The organism is Sphingomonas sp. (assembly GCF_017745215.1).
GTDB lineage: Bacteria > Pseudomonadota > Alphaproteobacteria > Sphingomonadales > Sphingomonadaceae > Sphingomonas.
Genome location: NZ_JAGHZV010000015.1, coordinates 1 through 14,434 on the forward strand (window position 1 = coordinate 1; position 14,434 = coordinate 14,434).

At 68.4% G+C, this 14,434-nt stretch carries 13 protein-coding genes; 7 read left to right on the forward strand and 6 right to left on the reverse strand.

All coding sequences use genetic code 11. From position 1 onward, the window contains the following. Positions 1-6: 6 nt before the first annotated feature. Positions 7-2,367 carry a polyribonucleotide nucleotidyltransferase gene (pnp, locus tag J7495_RS14815; RefSeq protein WP_294057566.1) on the forward strand — a complete coding sequence of 787 codons (2,361 nt, stop codon included), beginning with the start codon at positions 7-9 and terminating at the stop codon, positions 2,365-2,367. A gap of 137 nt (positions 2,368-2,504) precedes the next feature. Next, the gene (locus tag J7495_RS14820) at positions 2,505-3,113 is read left to right on the forward strand and encodes a hypothetical protein (protein ID WP_294057449.1); all 609 of its coding nucleotides are present in this window, start codon (positions 2,505-2,507) and stop codon (positions 3,111-3,113) included. Positions 3,114-3,261: 148 nt separating this feature from the next. On the opposite strand, the gene J7495_RS14825 is transcribed toward J7495_RS14820, so the two are convergent. After that, the gene (locus J7495_RS14825) at positions 3,262-4,056 is read right to left on the reverse strand and encodes a DUF4019 domain-containing protein (RefSeq protein ID WP_294057451.1); all 795 of its coding nucleotides are present in this window, start codon (positions 4,054-4,056) and stop codon (positions 3,262-3,264) included. A gap of 155 nt (positions 4,057-4,211) precedes the next feature. On the opposite strand from J7495_RS14825, the gene J7495_RS14830 reads away from it, so the two are divergent. Together J7495_RS14830 and J7495_RS14835 are read left to right on the forward strand one after the other, a co-directional pair. Next, on the forward strand, positions 4,212-5,237 hold the full coding sequence (locus tag J7495_RS14830; RefSeq protein WP_294057452.1) for a histidine kinase dimerization/phosphoacceptor domain -containing protein: 1,026 nt from the start codon (positions 4,212-4,214) through the stop codon (positions 5,235-5,237). A gap of 101 nt (positions 5,238-5,338) precedes the next feature. Then, a complete protein-coding gene (locus J7495_RS14835) occupies positions 5,339-6,400 on the forward strand; it encodes an NAD(P)-dependent alcohol dehydrogenase (RefSeq protein WP_294057453.1) in 1,062 nt (353 codons plus the stop codon). Positions 6,401-6,462: 62 nt separating this feature from the next. Here the strand turns inward: J7495_RS14835 and J7495_RS14840 are convergent, their stop codons facing one another. The 4 genes from J7495_RS14840 to J7495_RS14855 all read right to left on the reverse strand — a co-directional run bounded on the left by J7495_RS14840 (position 6,463) and on the right by J7495_RS14855 (position 11,288). Then, the gene (locus J7495_RS14840; RefSeq protein WP_294057454.1) at positions 6,463-7,593 is read right to left on the reverse strand and encodes an ATP phosphoribosyltransferase regulatory subunit; all 1,131 of its coding nucleotides are present in this window, start codon (positions 7,591-7,593) and stop codon (positions 6,463-6,465) included. Beyond that, positions 7,590-8,249, reverse strand: a complete 660-nt coding sequence (locus J7495_RS14845; protein WP_294057455.1) for a TIGR02466 family protein — start codon at positions 8,247-8,249, stop codon at positions 7,590-7,592. Before J7495_RS14845 ends, J7495_RS14840 begins: the two co-directional genes overlap by 4 nt. A gap of 200 nt (positions 8,250-8,449) precedes the next feature. Next, positions 8,450-10,027, reverse strand: a complete 1,578-nt coding sequence (serA, locus tag J7495_RS14850; protein ID WP_294057457.1) for a phosphoglycerate dehydrogenase — start codon at positions 10,025-10,027, stop codon at positions 8,450-8,452. A 103-nt stretch (positions 10,028-10,130) separates the two neighbouring features. Further along, positions 10,131-11,288, reverse strand: a complete 1,158-nt coding sequence (locus J7495_RS14855; protein ID WP_294057459.1) for a phosphoserine transaminase — start codon at positions 11,286-11,288, stop codon at positions 10,131-10,133. A 143-nt stretch (positions 11,289-11,431) separates the two neighbouring features. Here J7495_RS14855 and J7495_RS14860 point away from each other — a divergent pair, with 143 nt between their 5' ends. Genes J7495_RS14860 through J7495_RS14870 form a run of 3 tightly spaced genes read left to right on the forward strand, consistent with a single transcriptional unit; the run spans position 11,432 to position 13,864 of the window. Then, positions 11,432-12,205, forward strand: a complete 774-nt coding sequence (locus tag J7495_RS14860; protein ID WP_294057461.1) for an alpha/beta hydrolase — start codon at positions 11,432-11,434, stop codon at positions 12,203-12,205. A gap of 35 nt (positions 12,206-12,240) precedes the next feature. Continuing rightward, positions 12,241-12,930 carry an extensin family protein gene (locus tag J7495_RS14865; RefSeq protein ID WP_294057462.1) on the forward strand — a complete coding sequence of 230 codons (690 nt, stop codon included), beginning with the start codon at positions 12,241-12,243 and terminating at the stop codon, positions 12,928-12,930. A 40-nt stretch (positions 12,931-12,970) separates the two neighbouring features. Continuing rightward, positions 12,971-13,864 carry an LOG family protein gene (locus J7495_RS14870; protein ID WP_294057463.1) on the forward strand — a complete coding sequence of 298 codons (894 nt, stop codon included), beginning with the start codon at positions 12,971-12,973 and terminating at the stop codon, positions 13,862-13,864. Between the two features lie 101 nt (positions 13,865-13,965). Here J7495_RS14870 and J7495_RS14875 read toward each other — a convergent pair whose 3' ends face one another. Continuing rightward, positions 13,966-14,433, reverse strand: coding sequence for a hypothetical protein (locus J7495_RS14875; protein ID WP_294057464.1), 468 nt, complete (start codon positions 14,431-14,433; stop codon positions 13,966-13,968). Position 14,434 lies beyond the last annotated feature (1 nt).

A 14,434-nucleotide genomic window follows, 5' to 3' on the forward strand; every position in this document is an offset into this window, starting at 1 on the left:
ACCAAAATGTTCGACAAGAAAACTGTATCGATCGAGTGGGGCGGCAAGACGCTGACTCTCGAAACGGGCAAGGTTGCCCGCCAGGCCGACGGCGCGGTGATCGCGACGTTGGGCGAGACCGTGGTGCTCTGCGCGGTCACGGCCGCCAAGAGCGTGAAGGAAGGCCAGGACTTCTTCCCGCTCACCGTCCACTATCAGGAGAAGTTCTCGGCCGCGGGCCGCATCCCCGGCGGCTTCTTCAAGCGCGAGCGCGGCGCGACCGAGAAGGAGACGCTCGTCTCCCGCCTCATCGACCGCCCGATCCGCCCGCTCTTCCCGGAGGGCTTCTACAACGAGATCAACGCGATCGCGCAGGTCCTCTCCTATGACGGCGAGAACGAGCCCGACATCCTCGCGATGGTCGCCGCTTCCGCCGCGCTCACCATCTCGGGCGTGCCCTTCATGGGCCCGATCGGCGCCGCGCGCGTCGGCTATGTCGACGGCGAGTATATCCTCAACCCGACCGACGAGCAGGTCGCCGCGGGCGATCTCGACCTCGTCGTCGCCGCCACCTACGACGCGGTGATGATGGTCGAATCCGAAGCCAAGGAGCTTTCGGAAGAGGTCATGCTCGGCGCGGTGCTGTTCGCGCACGACGCGTGCCGCGAAGTCGTCAAGGCGATCGTCAAGCTCGCCGAGCAGGCCGCCAAGGATCCCTGGGAGATCGCCGCGTCGGACGACAACGCCGCGCTCAAGGACAAGCTCAAGAAGCTGATCGGCAAGGACATCGCCGCCGCCTACAAGCTGACCGACAAGTCGGCCCGCTCGAACGCGCTCAACGAGGCTCGCGCCAAGGCGAAGGCCCAGTTCGTCGAGGACGGCCTGACCCCGCAGCAAGTGATGGCCGGCATCAAGCTCACCAAGAAGCTCGAGGCCGAGATCGTCCGCGGCGCCATCCTCAAGGACGGCAAGCGCATCGACGGCCGCACCACCAGGCAGATCCGTCCGATCGAGGCCGAGGTGCACTTCCTCCCCCGCGCGCACGGCTCGGCGCTGTTCACCCGCGGCGAGACCCAGACGATCGCCACCGCCACGCTCGGCACCAAGGACGCCGAGCAGATGATCGATGGCCTGAACGGGCTCAGCTACCAGCATTTCATGCTGCACTATAACTTCCCGCCCTATTCGGTCGGCGAAGTCGGCCGCTTCGGCGCGCCGGGCCGCCGCGAAGTCGGCCATGGCAAGCTGGCGTGGCGCGCGCTGCACCCGGTGCTGCCCACCAAGGAAGAGTTCCCCTACACGATCCGCCTGACCAGCGACATCACCGAGTCGAACGGCTCGTCGTCGATGGCGTCGGTGTGCGGCGGCAGCCTGGCGATGATGGACGCGGGCGTTCCGATCAAGCGCCCGGTCTCGGGCATCGCGATGGGCCTGATCCTCGAGGGCAAGGACTTCGCGGTCCTCAGCGACATCCTCGGCGACGAGGACCACCTCGGCGACATGGACTTCAAGGTGGCGGGCACGTCCGAAGGCATCACCACGATGCAGATGGACATCAAGATCGCCGGCATCACCAAGGAGATCTTCGAAGTCGCGCTGATGCAGGCCAAGGAAGGCCGCGCGCACATCCTCGGCGAGATGGCCAAGGCGCTCGACCACACCCGCGAGGAGCTCTCCGCCCACGCGCCGCGGATCGAGACGATCACGATCGACAAGACCAAGATCCGCGACGTCATCGGCACGGGCGGCAAGGTGATCCGCGAGATCGTCGCGACCACCGGCGCCAAGGTCGACATCGACGACGAGGGCGTGATCAAGATCTCGTCGTCGGACGTGAACCAGATCGAGGCCGCCAGGAAGTGGATCCTCGGCATCGTCGAGGAGCCCGAGGTCGGCAAGATCTACTCGGGCAAGGTGGTCAACCTCGTCGATTTCGGCGCGTTCGTGAACTTCATGGGCGGCCGCGACGGCCTCGTCCACGTCTCGGAGATCAAGAACGAGCGTGTCGAGAAGGTCTCGGACGTGCTGAGCGAAGGCCAGGAGGTCAAGGTCAAGGTCCTCGAGATCGACCAGCGCGGCAAGGTCCGCCTGTCGATGCGCGTGGTCGACCAGGAGACCGGTGCTGAGCTCGAGGACACCCGCCCCGCGCGCGAGCCGCGCGAAGGCGGCGACCGCGGCCCGCGCGGTGACCGTGGCGACCGCGGCGGCGACCGTCGTCGTGACGGCGGCCGCGGCGGCGATCGCGATCGTGGCCCGCGTCGCGAGGGCGGCGGTGGCGGTGATCGCGGCCCCCGCGGCGACCGCGGTCCGCGCCGCGAGCGCTCGGAAGGCGGCAAGGACGAAGGCGGCGAGGACATCGGCCTGCCCTCGTTCATCACCGAGAATTGATCGGCGGGATTCGCTAAAGGCTAAGGAAACGGGGTCCGGGAAACCGGACCCCGTTTTTGTTTGGGATTTAGCGCGGAAAAGGCGGCCGATAGAATTTTGCGAAACGTATGATATCCTCGACCAGAGGGAGATCTGTCTTGGATGGGTGGTGGTGGGCTATTTTGATTTATCTAGGAGCGGCCCTCCTAACGCTCATTCCTACCCTGAGAGCTCTATTTTCCGGCATTAAGCCCAATCCGGGTGGAGCATCCTTTGAGAAAGCCACCTTCTTCTCAGAGGAGAATCGCGACAAGCTTGCGCAACATTATTCGCGTTTGGCTGGAACGCTGGGCTTCTGGAAGGATCGGGCGGAGACTTATACGGCGTTTCACTATTATTGCGTCGTTTGGACGATCTTATCGGCGTGGGCGGTTCCGCTGGTAGGTTCCATGGCTCCCCAGGTAGAGGGTTCTCCCTCGAAGTGGTTGATCGTCATTATTTCCAGCCACGTTGCGCTGGCACTCAGTTTTCATCGCGGGCTAAAAGTGGCGGAAGGCATGAAGGCGTTTCGACACGGGGAGTCGGAGTTTTACGATCTGTATCGCCGCTTACTGGATCGACCGCATTTGTTCGGTAATTCCGAAGAAAGTCAGATGGATGCGTACTTTGCGGAAGTCGAGCGCATTCGCAGACTCGTTAGGCACGCTGAGACGGAAACCATACCTACGATCGACGATCTACGATCGACGAACAACCAGAAATCTTAGCAACGATCCCTAATTTCCGTGACTGTGAAACGGAGTGATGGCGAATTCAGCGCCGCCTCTATCACAGGAGTCAAATGCTAATCCGGCCCAATTCCTCTCTCGTGACGACGCCCCAGCCGACACATCCGACCGGGGGACCATCTCCACGTCACCCAATCGTCACCCCCACCACGCACCAAACACCCTCCTCGCGATCCAGCGTAACCGTCTCCACCGCGTCCGCCTTGTTCGCGAAGCTCGTGCGGAACTTCACCACCTCATAGCCGTGCGGCGGAGCCGGGAGGTTCTCCTGCCCGAGCAACGTCCGCGAGACCACCGCGCCCAGCGGCACGCGCACCTTCTCCGATGTCGTCGCCCACACCCGTGCCGTATTCAGCTTGCGGAACGCCGCACCCGTCGCGCGATAGCTTTCGTCCCAGCGGCCCTGGTCGACCAGCGCCAGCCATTGCAGCGCCGCATCGACCACCGCCGCGTCGGGCGCCGCGCGAGCGGCAGTGGCCGCCGGCTGGGGAACCGCGGCGATAGGGGGCACGGCAGTGAGCGCCAGCAGGCCGAGAAGAAGCGTCATGAGCAAACCTCCGATGAGGATCCAGGGACGGCGGTTACCCCGCCCCGCGCCGCCGATCGGCGCGGCTCCCTGATCCACGCCGGCGCGCGCCGCGGCTTCCCCGATTCGCATGTCCCCAAGCAATTCGGGGGTCGGTGCACCCAGGCCCAGGCCCGCTCCATCGCTCTCGGCCGCCAGCAGCAGCCGCGCCGCCTCGCGGCTGCTCGATACCGCCATCTTTCGCCGCGCGTCGCGGAGCCGCTCGTTGATCGTGTGGACCGAAAGGCCGAGGCTGCGCGCGATCGACTTGGCGTCGTGGCCGCGGACGATCAGGCGGAGCGTCTGCTTCTCCTTCTCGGTCAGCGCCCAGCCGGCTTCGTTCGCGCGTGTGCCCATGGGGCCAAGGCCTAGGCCCGGCGCCCCGCCCCGGCCACCCCGAAAAATTCGTACCCCGCCCGGCAGGCGAACCCCGCCAAACCGGCCCCATCCCCACCCCGGCGCTAACCCAGATTGCTTGCCACCGTGCGCCCGCGCGTCCACACATGGAAACAATGTCCGGGGCACCATCCGCAAGCGACGCCAGCTGGGTCGAGCGCCTCCCCATCGTGCCCCGCAATCCCTGGGTCGGGCCCGCGGCGACGCTGGCGATGCTGTTCCTCGCCTTCTGGCTCCGCGTGCTGCTGCTGCCGGTGATGCCGCGCGGGAGCATGGGGTTCGTCACCTTCTTTCCCGCGATCCTGCTGGTCACCTTCCTGCTCGGCGTGCGGCTGGGCGTGATCGCCGCGCTCGGCAGCGTCGCGATCGGCTGGGCCTTCTTCCTCACCGATCCGATGCGGCCGGGCCTGCTGCTCCCCGGCCTGCCCGCGGTGGTGCCCTTCGTCATCCTCGTGAGCCTGACGCTGCTGATTTTCCACCGCATCCAGCGCGCCAACGCCAAGCTGCTCGTCGAGCGCGAGCGCAGCCAGGCGCTTGCCGCGACGCGCGAGGCGCTGTTCCACGAGCTCCAGCACCGCGTGTCGAACAACCTCCAGGTCGCCGCCGGGCTGCTCGCGCTGCAGAAGAAGCACCTTGCCGACGAAGCCGCGCGCGCCGCGATCGACGAGGCGGCGCAGCGGCTCGGCGTGATCGGGCGGATCAGCCGCCAGCTCTACGCCTCGGACGGCGAGCCCAAGGGCATGCGCGACTTCCTGGTGCCGCTCTGCGCCGACGTCATCCAGATGAGCGGCGCGCGCAGCGTCGCGCTGATCGTCGAGGGCGACGAGACGCTGCGCCTGCCCCCCGACGCGGCGCTGCCGGTGGCGCTGATCGTCGCCGAATCGATCGCCAATGCGATCGAGCACGGCTTTGCCGGCAAGGACGGCGGCAGCATCACCGTGACGCTCGCGCATGCGGCCGATGGCGCGCTCGGCATCGACGTCGCCGACGACGGTAGCGGCCCGCCCGCGGGCTTCGAGCTGGCCGTGCACGCCGGGCTGGGACTCGGCATCGCGCGCACGCTGGCGGGGCAGCTCGGCGGCCGGTTCGAGCTGGTCCGCGGCGAGGCGCAGACGATCGCGCGGCTCACGCTCCCCACCTGAGCGATTTTTCTCGCCGTCCCTCTGGCGACGGTACGGCAGCGCACCAATATGCGGGAGCGCGGGCGATCGACCCGCAGCCTCACAGATCAGGGAAGACCCCCATGCCGAGCCAAGCCAAGGCCTATGCTGCGCAATCGGCCACCACGCCGTTCGCGCCGTTCAGCTTCGAGCGCCGCGACCTGCTGCCCGACGACGTCGCCATCGACATCCTCTATTGCGGCGTCTGCCATTCGGACCTGCACACCGCGCGCAGCGAATGGGAAGGCACGCAATTCCCCTGCGTCCCCGGCCACGAGATCGTCGGCCGCGTGACCGCGGTGGGCCGCAACGTGACCGGCTTCGCGGTCGGCGACCTTGCCGGCGTCGGCTGCATGGTCGACAGCTGCGGCCATTGCCCCTCCTGCGCGGTGAGCGAGGAGCAATATTGCGAGACCACCGGCTTCGTCGGCACCTACAACGGGCCCGATTCGGTGCTCGGCGGCTACACCTTTGGCGGCTATTCGAGCCACATCGTGGTGAAGGAGAGCTTCGTGCTCCGCATCCGCCACGACGAGGCCGACCTCGCCGGCGTCGCGCCGCTGCTCTGCGCGGGGATCACCACTTATTCACCGCTCAAGCACTGGGGGGCGGGGCCGGGCAAGAAGGTCGGCATCGTCGGGATCGGCGGGCTCGGCCACATGGGGATCAAGATCGCCGCGGCGATGGGCGCGCATGTCGTCGCCTTCACCACCTCGCCCGACAAGATCGAGGACGCCAAGAAGCTCGGCGCGCACGACGTGATCGTCTCGCGCAACGCGGACCAGATGGCCGCCCACGCCAACAGCTTCGACTTCATCCTCGACACGGTGGCGGCGAGCCACGACCTCGATGCGCTGACGGTGCTGCTCAGGCGCGACGGGACGCTCACGCTGGTCGGCGTGCCCGAGCATCCGCATCCCTCGCCCAACATCTTCCCGCTGGTGTTCCGCCGGCGCGCAATCGCGGGCTCGCTGATCGGCGGCATCGCCGAGACGCAGGAGATGCTCGATTTCTGCCACGAGCACGGCCTCGTCGCGGACATCGAGATGATCGCGATGCAGGAGATCGATGCGGCCTACGACCGGATGCTGAAGAGCGACGTGAAGTACCGCTTCGTGATCGACATGGCCTCGCTGGAGGGCTGACCGCCGGCCTCACCCCCCGTCATGCTGATCTGGGCGTGTACTCGAGGGGCGGGTTTGGCCGCTCAACCGTCATCCCGGCTTTCGCCGGGATGACGGTTAAATATGCTGGGGGCCCCGCTGCCCAGCACATGGCTGCAGAGCTGCGCTTCAGGCGTGTCGCCCGGTTCGAGCGCCGCGACGGTGACCCAGCCTTCGGCCCGCAGCTTCGCGCCCGTCTCGGGGGGCGTGCCGAACGGCAGGAACAGCCGCCGCCGCTCGCCGGTCGCCAGCCCCGCGTCGAGGATCGCGTCGACGAACAGCGAGAAGCCCACTGCCGGCTCCTCGCGGCCGTCCTCGTGGAGCACCGCATAGGTGCCGCCGCGGCCGATCTCGTCGCGCACGCCGGCGGCGAAGATCGAGAAGCCGAGCCAACTCTGGTATTCGAAGCCGTGCCGCTCGGTCGGGTCGAGCGTCAGCGCCGCCTCGCCCGCAAGCGTCGCCGCGACTTGCTCGAGCCCGTCGAGCCGGCTCGCGATCGCGCCGTCCGCGTCGATCGCGCGGAGCCGAGCGAGCGCGCTGCTGAACGGTCCGGCCGCTTCGATCAGCGGCAGGTAGCGCGCATCGATCGCCGCGACACCGCCGGCATCCTTGGCGTCGAGGCGCTCGCGCAGCAGCTCGAGCGCCTCGGGCGCGAGGCTGTCGCCCGCGATGAGGTCGACGAGGTCGGGCAGGGTGAAGTCGATCGCCACGCCCTCGACGCCTGCGGCGCCCAACGCCTCGACCGCGATCCGTACCACCTCGGTCGCCGCCGCGACGCTGTCGAGTCCGATCAGCTCGCAGCCGATCTGGCGCAGCGCGCGCTTGGGGCGAAGCTCCGAGGCGCGCAGCTTGAGCACCGGCCCGGCATAGGACAGCCGCACCGGGCGCGGGTGGTGCCCCATCCGCGTCGCTGCGATCCGGCCGATCTGCGCGGTGATGTCGGGCCGGATCGCGAGCGTGCGCTGCGAGTCCGGATCGACGAAGCGCACGGCGTCGTGCATCCGCGCCGCCTTCAGCCGCGTGGCGAGCTCGTCGGCGAATTCGGCGAGCGGGGGATCGGCGCGCTCATAGCCGTAGAGCCCGGCGACGCCGAGCACGCGTTCCTCCAGCCGCGCCGCCGCGTCGGCGAGCGGGGGCAGGCGATCGTGGAAGCCTTCGGGGAGCAGGCCGGTCATGCCTGGGGATCCTTGACGTAGAGGTTCATCGCGACCGAGATGCGGTCGCGAGTGCCACGGTGGGGGCTCACGCCGTGGCGCATGTAGCCGGGGAAGAGGATCAGGTCGCCGGGGGAGACCGTCAGCCGGTGCTCGACTTCCTGCGGCTGGCCGTCGGGGCCGAGCATGCGGAAGCCGGGGAAGGTCATCAGCGGCACCGGGAAGCGCGGATCCTCGAGGAACAGGTCGCCGCCGCTGTCGGGCTCGCCCGCATCGACGTAATAGACCGCCGCCCAGAGCACGCCGGGGTGCGCATGGCTCATGTTGAGCCCGCCGGGATGGAGCACGTTCGCCCACATCCGCGTCCACCAGTGAAGCTTGGCCGGGTCATGCCCGTCGAAGTGCGAGAGGCGCTTGGCGACGCGGATCGCGGCGTCGGCCAGGCGTGCGGCAGGCTCGCCGCCCCAGGCCAGCATGTCGGTCTTCGAATGCCAGCCGCCCACGTTCGAGCGGCCGATGCCCGGCTCGGCGGCCATCTGCGCGCGGATCGCCTCGCCGAGCGCCGTATTGAGCGCTGCGGCGTCGGCGACCTGGCCGTGGAGCACCGGGGTGTCGAACAGCCCGAGCCGCTCGGCGCGGACGCGCAGCATGTCGGGATTGGGCGGGGCGGAGGCCATGGCCGCCGCCTAACGTGGGAGGCGCGCGGAATCCACTGCCCGCGCGGAGTCTGTTCGGAAATGCGCCTCACGGCGCATGGCGGTGCCAGCCCGCTCCCCCTCCCGGCCACCCATAGAATACACTGGCGTTGGGTGGCCGGGAGGGGGAGCGGGCTGGCACCGCCCAAAACGCGCTCTTCCGCGCGTTTTCAAACCGGCTCTCAGAACTTCAACGCCATCGCGGTCTTCACGCCCGGGAGCGTGCGGACCTTGGCGATCAGCTCGGGGGTCACCGCATCGTCGAGCGAGAGCAGCAGCACCGCCTCGCCGCCCGCGGTGCGGCGGCCGAGGTGGAAGGTGCCGATGTTGACGCCCGCCTCGCCCAGCGTGGTGCCGAGCCGGCCGATGAAGCCCGGCGCATCCTCGTTGACGATGTAGAGCATGTCGCCGGCGAGATCGGCCTCGACCTTGATCCCGAACAGCTCCACGAGCCGCGGCTGGGCATTGCCGAACAGCGTGCCCGCCACCGAGCGGTCGCCGGCATCGGTCTTCACGGTCACGCGGACGAGCGTGTGATAGTCGCCCTCGCGGTCGTGGCGAACCTCGCGGACGTCGAGCCCGCGCTCCTTGGCGAGGAACGGCGCATTGACCATGTTCACCGTGTCCGAATGGACGCGCATCAGCCCGGCGAGCACCGCGCCGGTGATCGGCTTCTGGTTGAGCTCGGCGGCAGCGCCCTCGGTCTCGATCGCGATCTCGCTCAGCGCACCGTGGGCGAGCTGGCCGACGAGGCTGCCGAGCTTCTCGGCGAGCGCCATGTACGGCTTCAGCCGCGGCGCTTCCTCGGCCGAAAGGCTCGGCATGTTGAGCGCGTTGGTGACGCCGCCCGAGACGAGGAAATCGGCCATCTGCTCGGCGACCTGGATCGCGACGTTGACCTGCGCCTCGCTCGTCGACGCGCCGAGGTGCGGCGTCGAGATGAAGTTGGGGGTGCCGAACAACGGGCTCGCCTTGGCCGGCTCCTCGACGAACACGTCGAGCGCCGCGCCGGCGACATGACCGCTCTCGAGCCCTTCCTTCAGCGCTGCTTCGTCGATCAGCCCGCCGCGCGCGCAGTTGATGATGCGCACGCCCTTCCTGGTCTTGGCGAGATTCTCCTTCGAGAGGATGTTGCGTGTCTGGTCGGTCAGTGGCGTGTGGAGCGTGATGAAGTCGGCACGCGCGAGCAGCGCGTCGAGCTCGACCTTCTCGACGCCCATCTCGACCGCGCGCTCGGGGGTGAGGAAGGGATCATAGGCGATCACCTTCATCTTGAGGCCCAGCGCGCGGTCGGCGACGATCGAGCCGATGTTGCCCGCGCCGATCAGGCCGAGCGTCTTCGAGGTCAGCTCGACGCCCATGAAGCGGTTCTTCTCCCACTTGCCGGCCTGGGTCGAGGCATCGGCCTCGGGCAGCTGGCGAGCGAGCGCGAACATCAGCGCGATGGCGTGCTCGGCGGTGGTGATCGAATTGCCGAAGGGCGTATTCATCACCACCACGCCCTTGGCCGAAGCGGCAGGGATGTCGACATTGTCGACGCCGATGCCGGCGCGGCCGATCACCTTGAGGTTGGTCGCGGCCTCGAGGAGTTCCTTGGTCGCCTTGGTCGAGCTGCGAATCGCGAGGCCGTCGTAATTGCCGATGATCGCCTTGAGCTCGTCGGGCGTCTTGCCGGTGATCTCGTCCACTTCGACCCCGCGCGCGCGGAAGATCTCCGCGGCCTTGGGGTCCATCTTGTCGCTGATCAGTACCTTGGGCATTTGATGTTCCTCCACCCCGCCATCCCGGCGAACGCCGGGACTCGGGGTCAAAAAAAGCAATGTGCTGCGTGACTCTGGGGGCCGGCTTGCGCCGGGGTGACGATCAGGCTTGGCGGGCGGCCGAATAGGCCCAGTCGAGCCAGGGGCCGAGCGCCTCGATGTCGGCGGTGTCGACGGTCGCGCCGCACCAGATGCGCAGGCCCGGCGGGGCGTCGCGATAGCCGGCGACGTCGTAGGCGGCGTCCTCCTTCTCGAGCAACGACGCGAACTTCTTGATGAACGCCTCGTCGGCGCCCTCGACCGTGAGGCACACGCTGGTCTTCGAGCGGATGCCCGAATCGACCGCGAGATGGCCGAGCCAGTCGCGCTCCGCGACGATCTTGTCGAGCGCGGCGGCATTGGCGTTCGAGCGTGCGATCAGCCCGTGGAGGCCGCCGAGCCCCTTGGCCCATTCGAGCGCGAAGATCACATCCTCGACCGCGAGCATCGAAGGCGTGTTGATCGTCTCGCCCTTGAACACGCCCTCGGCGAGCGCGCCCTTGGAGACGAGGCGGAACACCTTGGGCAGCGGCCAGGCGGGGGTGTATTCGGTGAGCCGCTCGACCGCGCGGGGGCCGAGGATCAGCACGCCGTGCGCGCCTTCGCCGCCCAGCACCTTCTGCCAGGAGAAGGTGGCGACGTCGATCTTGTCCCACGGCAGGTCGTAGGCGAACACCGCGCTGGTCGCGTCGGCGAAGCACAGGCCCTCGCGGTCGGCCGGGATCCACTCGCCGTCGGGCACGCGCACGCCCGAGGTGGTGCCGTTCCAGGTGAACAGCACGTCGTCCGACCAGTCGACGGTGTCGAGGTCGGGGAGCCGGCCGTAATCGGCGCGGATCACCGTCGGCTCGAGCTTCAATTGCTTGACCGCGTCGGTCACCCAGCCTTCGCCGAAGCTTTCCCAGGCGAGCGTGGTCACGCCGCGCGCGCCGAGCATCGTCCACATCGCCATTTCGAAGGCGCCGGTGTCCGAGCCCGGCACGATGCCGATGCGGTGCGTGTCGGGCAGGCCGAGCATCTCGCGCATCAGGTCGATGGCATATTGGAGGCGGGCCTTGCCGATCTTCGACCGGTGCGAGCGGCCGAGTGATTGGCAAGCGAGCTTCGACGCATCCCAGCCCGGAGGCTTGGCACAGGGACCCGAGGAGAAGAAGGGGCGAGCCGGCCTGGTGGCGGGTTTGGCGGACACAGAGGTGGCGTCGGCGGCAGTCGTATCAGTCATTTAAGACTCTCCTTGCAGAGAGCACGCGCGGCGTTGGGACCGCGTGGCCCGCCGACGGCCCTAGCGGCGGTTGCGCGAAAGTCAATTGCGCGGATGCCCCGGCACCACGCACTAATGCTGCCGGGGTCGGGAGATCGAAGTCGATGTGGCGTAGCTGGCTTGTAGGTTTGGCGGTGGTCGTGGCGCTGGGGACCGGCGCCTTCGGGCTGACCCGCGTGGCGCGCAGCGTCGTCTTCCAGCCGCCGCGCGGGCACGCCGTGCCGGCATGGCCCGGCGAGGAGCCCCAGCTGGTGACCGCCACCACCGAGGACGGGCTCGAGCTCCAGGGCTATTATTGGCCGGCGACCACCAGCAACGACCTGCTCCTCGTCTTCCACGGAAATGCCGAGAGCCAGCAGGGCATGGCGCTCGCCGCCCAGCCCTTGCTCGCGGGCGGGCACGGGCTGCTGATCGCCTCGTACCGCGGCTATGGCGGCAATGCCGGCAAGCCGAGCGAGGAAGGGCTTTACGCCGATGGCGAGGCCTGGATGACGGTCGCGCGCCAGGCGATGCCGCCGGGCGGGCAGCTCTATCTCTTCGGCCATTCGCTGGGCGGCGCCGTCGCGCTCGAAATGGCCGAGCGGCACAGCGTCGACGGCGTCGCGACGCTCGGCACCTTCACCAGCGTGACCGACATGGCGCCGTGGTTCGCGCGGCCCTTCGTGCTCGACAAGTTCGACAATGCGAAGGCGATCGCCGGCATCCACAGCCCGATCGTGCTGTTCCACGGCACGCGCGACGAGACGATCCCCTTCGCCAGCGCCGCGAAGCTCCGGGCCGCCTCGGGCAACCGGGCGAAGGTCGTGCCGATCGAAGGCGGCGGGCACAATGTGCCGATGGACCGGGTCGCGCCGCTGCTCTGGAAGGAATTTCATTAGTCGCGGGTTCAGCGCGATGCTGCTAGCGGGACGCCATGCGACTGCGGCGTCTCCCGGCAGTGCTGCTGCCCCTGCTGCTCTCCGGCTGCCTGTTCGGAGGCGATGAGCAGCGGCCGACGCCCGCCCCAGCGCCGATCCGGCCGCGCGCTTCGGGCCCGGTGACGCTTCATCGCCCGACCCCGCCCGAGATCCAGGCCTGCTTCACCGACCTCGTCCGCGAGCAGGTCCGTTATTCGCCGCTCCCCGATCGCGATTACGGCGGCGGCTGCGTGGTGACCGATTCGGTCCAGCTGCTCGATATCGGCGTGCCGGTCGCGGGGCTGAAGGCGATGCGCTGCCCGCTCGCCGAGACCTTCACCGGCTGGGTGCGCTACGCGGTGGCGCCGGCGGCGCACCAGATCCTCGGCAGCGATCTCGTCAGGATCGAGAGCTTCGGCACCTATGCCTGCCGCGGCGTGATCGGCCGCGGCGAGGAAGGCGCCAGGACGATCTCCGAGCATGCGCTCGCCAATGCGGTCGACGTCGGCGCCTTCATCCTTGCCGACGGGCGGCGGATCAGCGTGACCACCGGCTGGCGCTCGGACGACCCGGCGGTGCGCGAGTTCTTCGAGGTGATCCACCGTTCGGCCTGCAAGCGCTTCAAGACCGTGCTCGGCCCCGACTACAACGCGGCGCACCACGATCACCTGCACCTCGACATGGGCAAGGGCCCCTTCTGCCGCTGAGGCATTCCATCGGGGCCCCGATTCGGCTAAGCGCGACGAAATGACAGACGAGACCCGCGTACCCTCGCGCGTCTTCCGCCCGGCCAAGCAGGATGCGGAGACCGCGAAGGACATCACCAGCTCCCCCCAGACCGAGCATCCGGCCTACCGCCTCGCCTTCCAGGACATGGACTTCCTGCTGCGCGAGGATCTTCGCCCGGTGCGTTTCCAGCTCGAATTGCTGAAGCCCCAGCTGCTGCTCGACGAGGCGCATATCGCCTCGACCTTCGTCTTCTACGGCTCGGCGCGCATCCCCGAGCCCGACAAGGCGGAGGCGCTGCGCGCGCTGGCCGACACCGACCAGTCGAAGCGGATCGCCGAGCGGCTGATCGCCAAGTCGAAATATTACGACGTCGCGCGCGAGCTCGCTGCGATGACGAGCAACTTCCCGCAGGACGCGAGCGGCAAGCGCCACTTCGTCGTCTGCTCGGGCGGCGGCCCTTCGATCATGGAAGCGGCGAACCGCGGCGCGGCCGACGTCGGTGCCGATTCGGTCGGCCTCAACATCGTCCTCCCGCACGAACAGGCCCCCAACCCCTATGTGACTCCGGGCCTGAGCATGCAGTTCCACTATTTCGCGCTCCGGAAGATGCACTTCCTGCTCCATGCCCGCGCGGTGGCGGTGTTCCCCGGCGGCTTCGGCACCTTCGACGAAGCATTCGAGCTGCTGACGCTGATCCAGACCGGCAAGGTCAGCCCGATCCCCGTGCTTTTCTACGGCAAGGAATTCTGGAGCCGCGTCGTCAACTTCGAGGCGCTGTGCGAGGAAGGCGTGATTTCGCCCCGCGACCTCGACCTTTTCCACTTCGTCGAGACGGCGCAGGAAGGGTGGGACATCGTCCAGGACTTCTGGCGCGACAAAACCCCGACGACGAGCGGGCGCCCGCGCAGTTGATCCGACGGACGGGCGCTCTCGGAGCCTGTTTGGAAATGCGCCTCAGGCGCAGGGCGCACCGCCCTGGAAACTCGCTCTTTCGCGAATTTCCAACCAGACTCTCAGATCGGCGCCCGGCATTTGCGCGTGACATAGACCCCACGCAGGAATCCGCGCCGCGCGATTCCCGCGTCGGTCGCCGAGTCGAGCTCGCGCTGGGCGGAGGCCGCGCCGCTGACTTCGCGGACGACGCCGCGGAAGGGGACGATCAGCCCCGCCACCGTGCCGCCGGTCACGCGGATGCGGCGGCTGCGCCTGGGGTCCGGATCGGGCATGAGGTCGGGGCCCAGCACGTCGTTCAGTTCGCGGATCGCCGCGGCGAGATCGTCGCACGAGCGCAGCCCGTCGAGGCCATAGGGGTCCTGCTGCGCGTCGAGCAGCAGCGGCGGGACGCGCGTCTTCACCGCGCCCACGTCGCGCGCGGGCTGCGCGGCGATGTCCTTCGCCTGTTCGACCGTCTGGCGGTCCTGCGCCGTGGCGGGGGTGCAGGCCAGCAGCCCCGCCGCGCCGATGATGATCAATCGTGCCATT

Coding starts and splice junctions, on each gene's coding strand:
- pnp (WP_294057566.1), top strand. CDS start 7: ATGTTCGACAAGAAAACTGTATCGATCGAGTGGGGCGGCAAGACGCTG.
- J7495_RS14825 (WP_294057451.1), bottom strand. CDS start 4,056: ATGGGCACACGCGCGAACGAAGCCGGCTGGGCGCTGACCGAGAAGGAG.
- J7495_RS14830 (WP_294057452.1), top strand. CDS start 4,212: ATGTCCGGGGCACCATCCGCAAGCGACGCCAGCTGGGTCGAGCGCCTC.
- J7495_RS14835 (WP_294057453.1), top strand. CDS start 5,339: ATGCCGAGCCAAGCCAAGGCCTATGCTGCGCAATCGGCCACCACGCCG.
- J7495_RS14840 (WP_294057454.1), bottom strand. CDS start 7,593: ATGACCGGCCTGCTCCCCGAAGGCTTCCACGATCGCCTGCCCCCGCTC.
- J7495_RS14845 (WP_294057455.1), bottom strand. CDS start 8,249: ATGGCCTCCGCCCCGCCCAATCCCGACATGCTGCGCGTCCGCGCCGAG.
- serA (WP_294057457.1), bottom strand. CDS start 10,027: ATGCCCAAGGTACTGATCAGCGACAAGATGGACCCCAAGGCCGCGGAG.
- J7495_RS14855 (WP_294057459.1), bottom strand. CDS start 11,288: ATGACTGATACGACTGCCGCCGACGCCACCTCTGTGTCCGCCAAACCC.
- J7495_RS14860 (WP_294057461.1), top strand. CDS start 11,432: ATGTGGCGTAGCTGGCTTGTAGGTTTGGCGGTGGTCGTGGCGCTGGGG.
- J7495_RS14865 (WP_294057462.1), top strand. CDS start 12,241: ATGCGACTGCGGCGTCTCCCGGCAGTGCTGCTGCCCCTGCTGCTCTCC.
- J7495_RS14870 (WP_294057463.1), top strand. CDS start 12,971: ATGACAGACGAGACCCGCGTACCCTCGCGCGTCTTCCGCCCGGCCAAG.
- J7495_RS14875 (WP_294057464.1), bottom strand. CDS start 14,433: ATGGCACGATTGATCATCATCGGCGCGGCGGGGCTGCTGGCCTGCACC.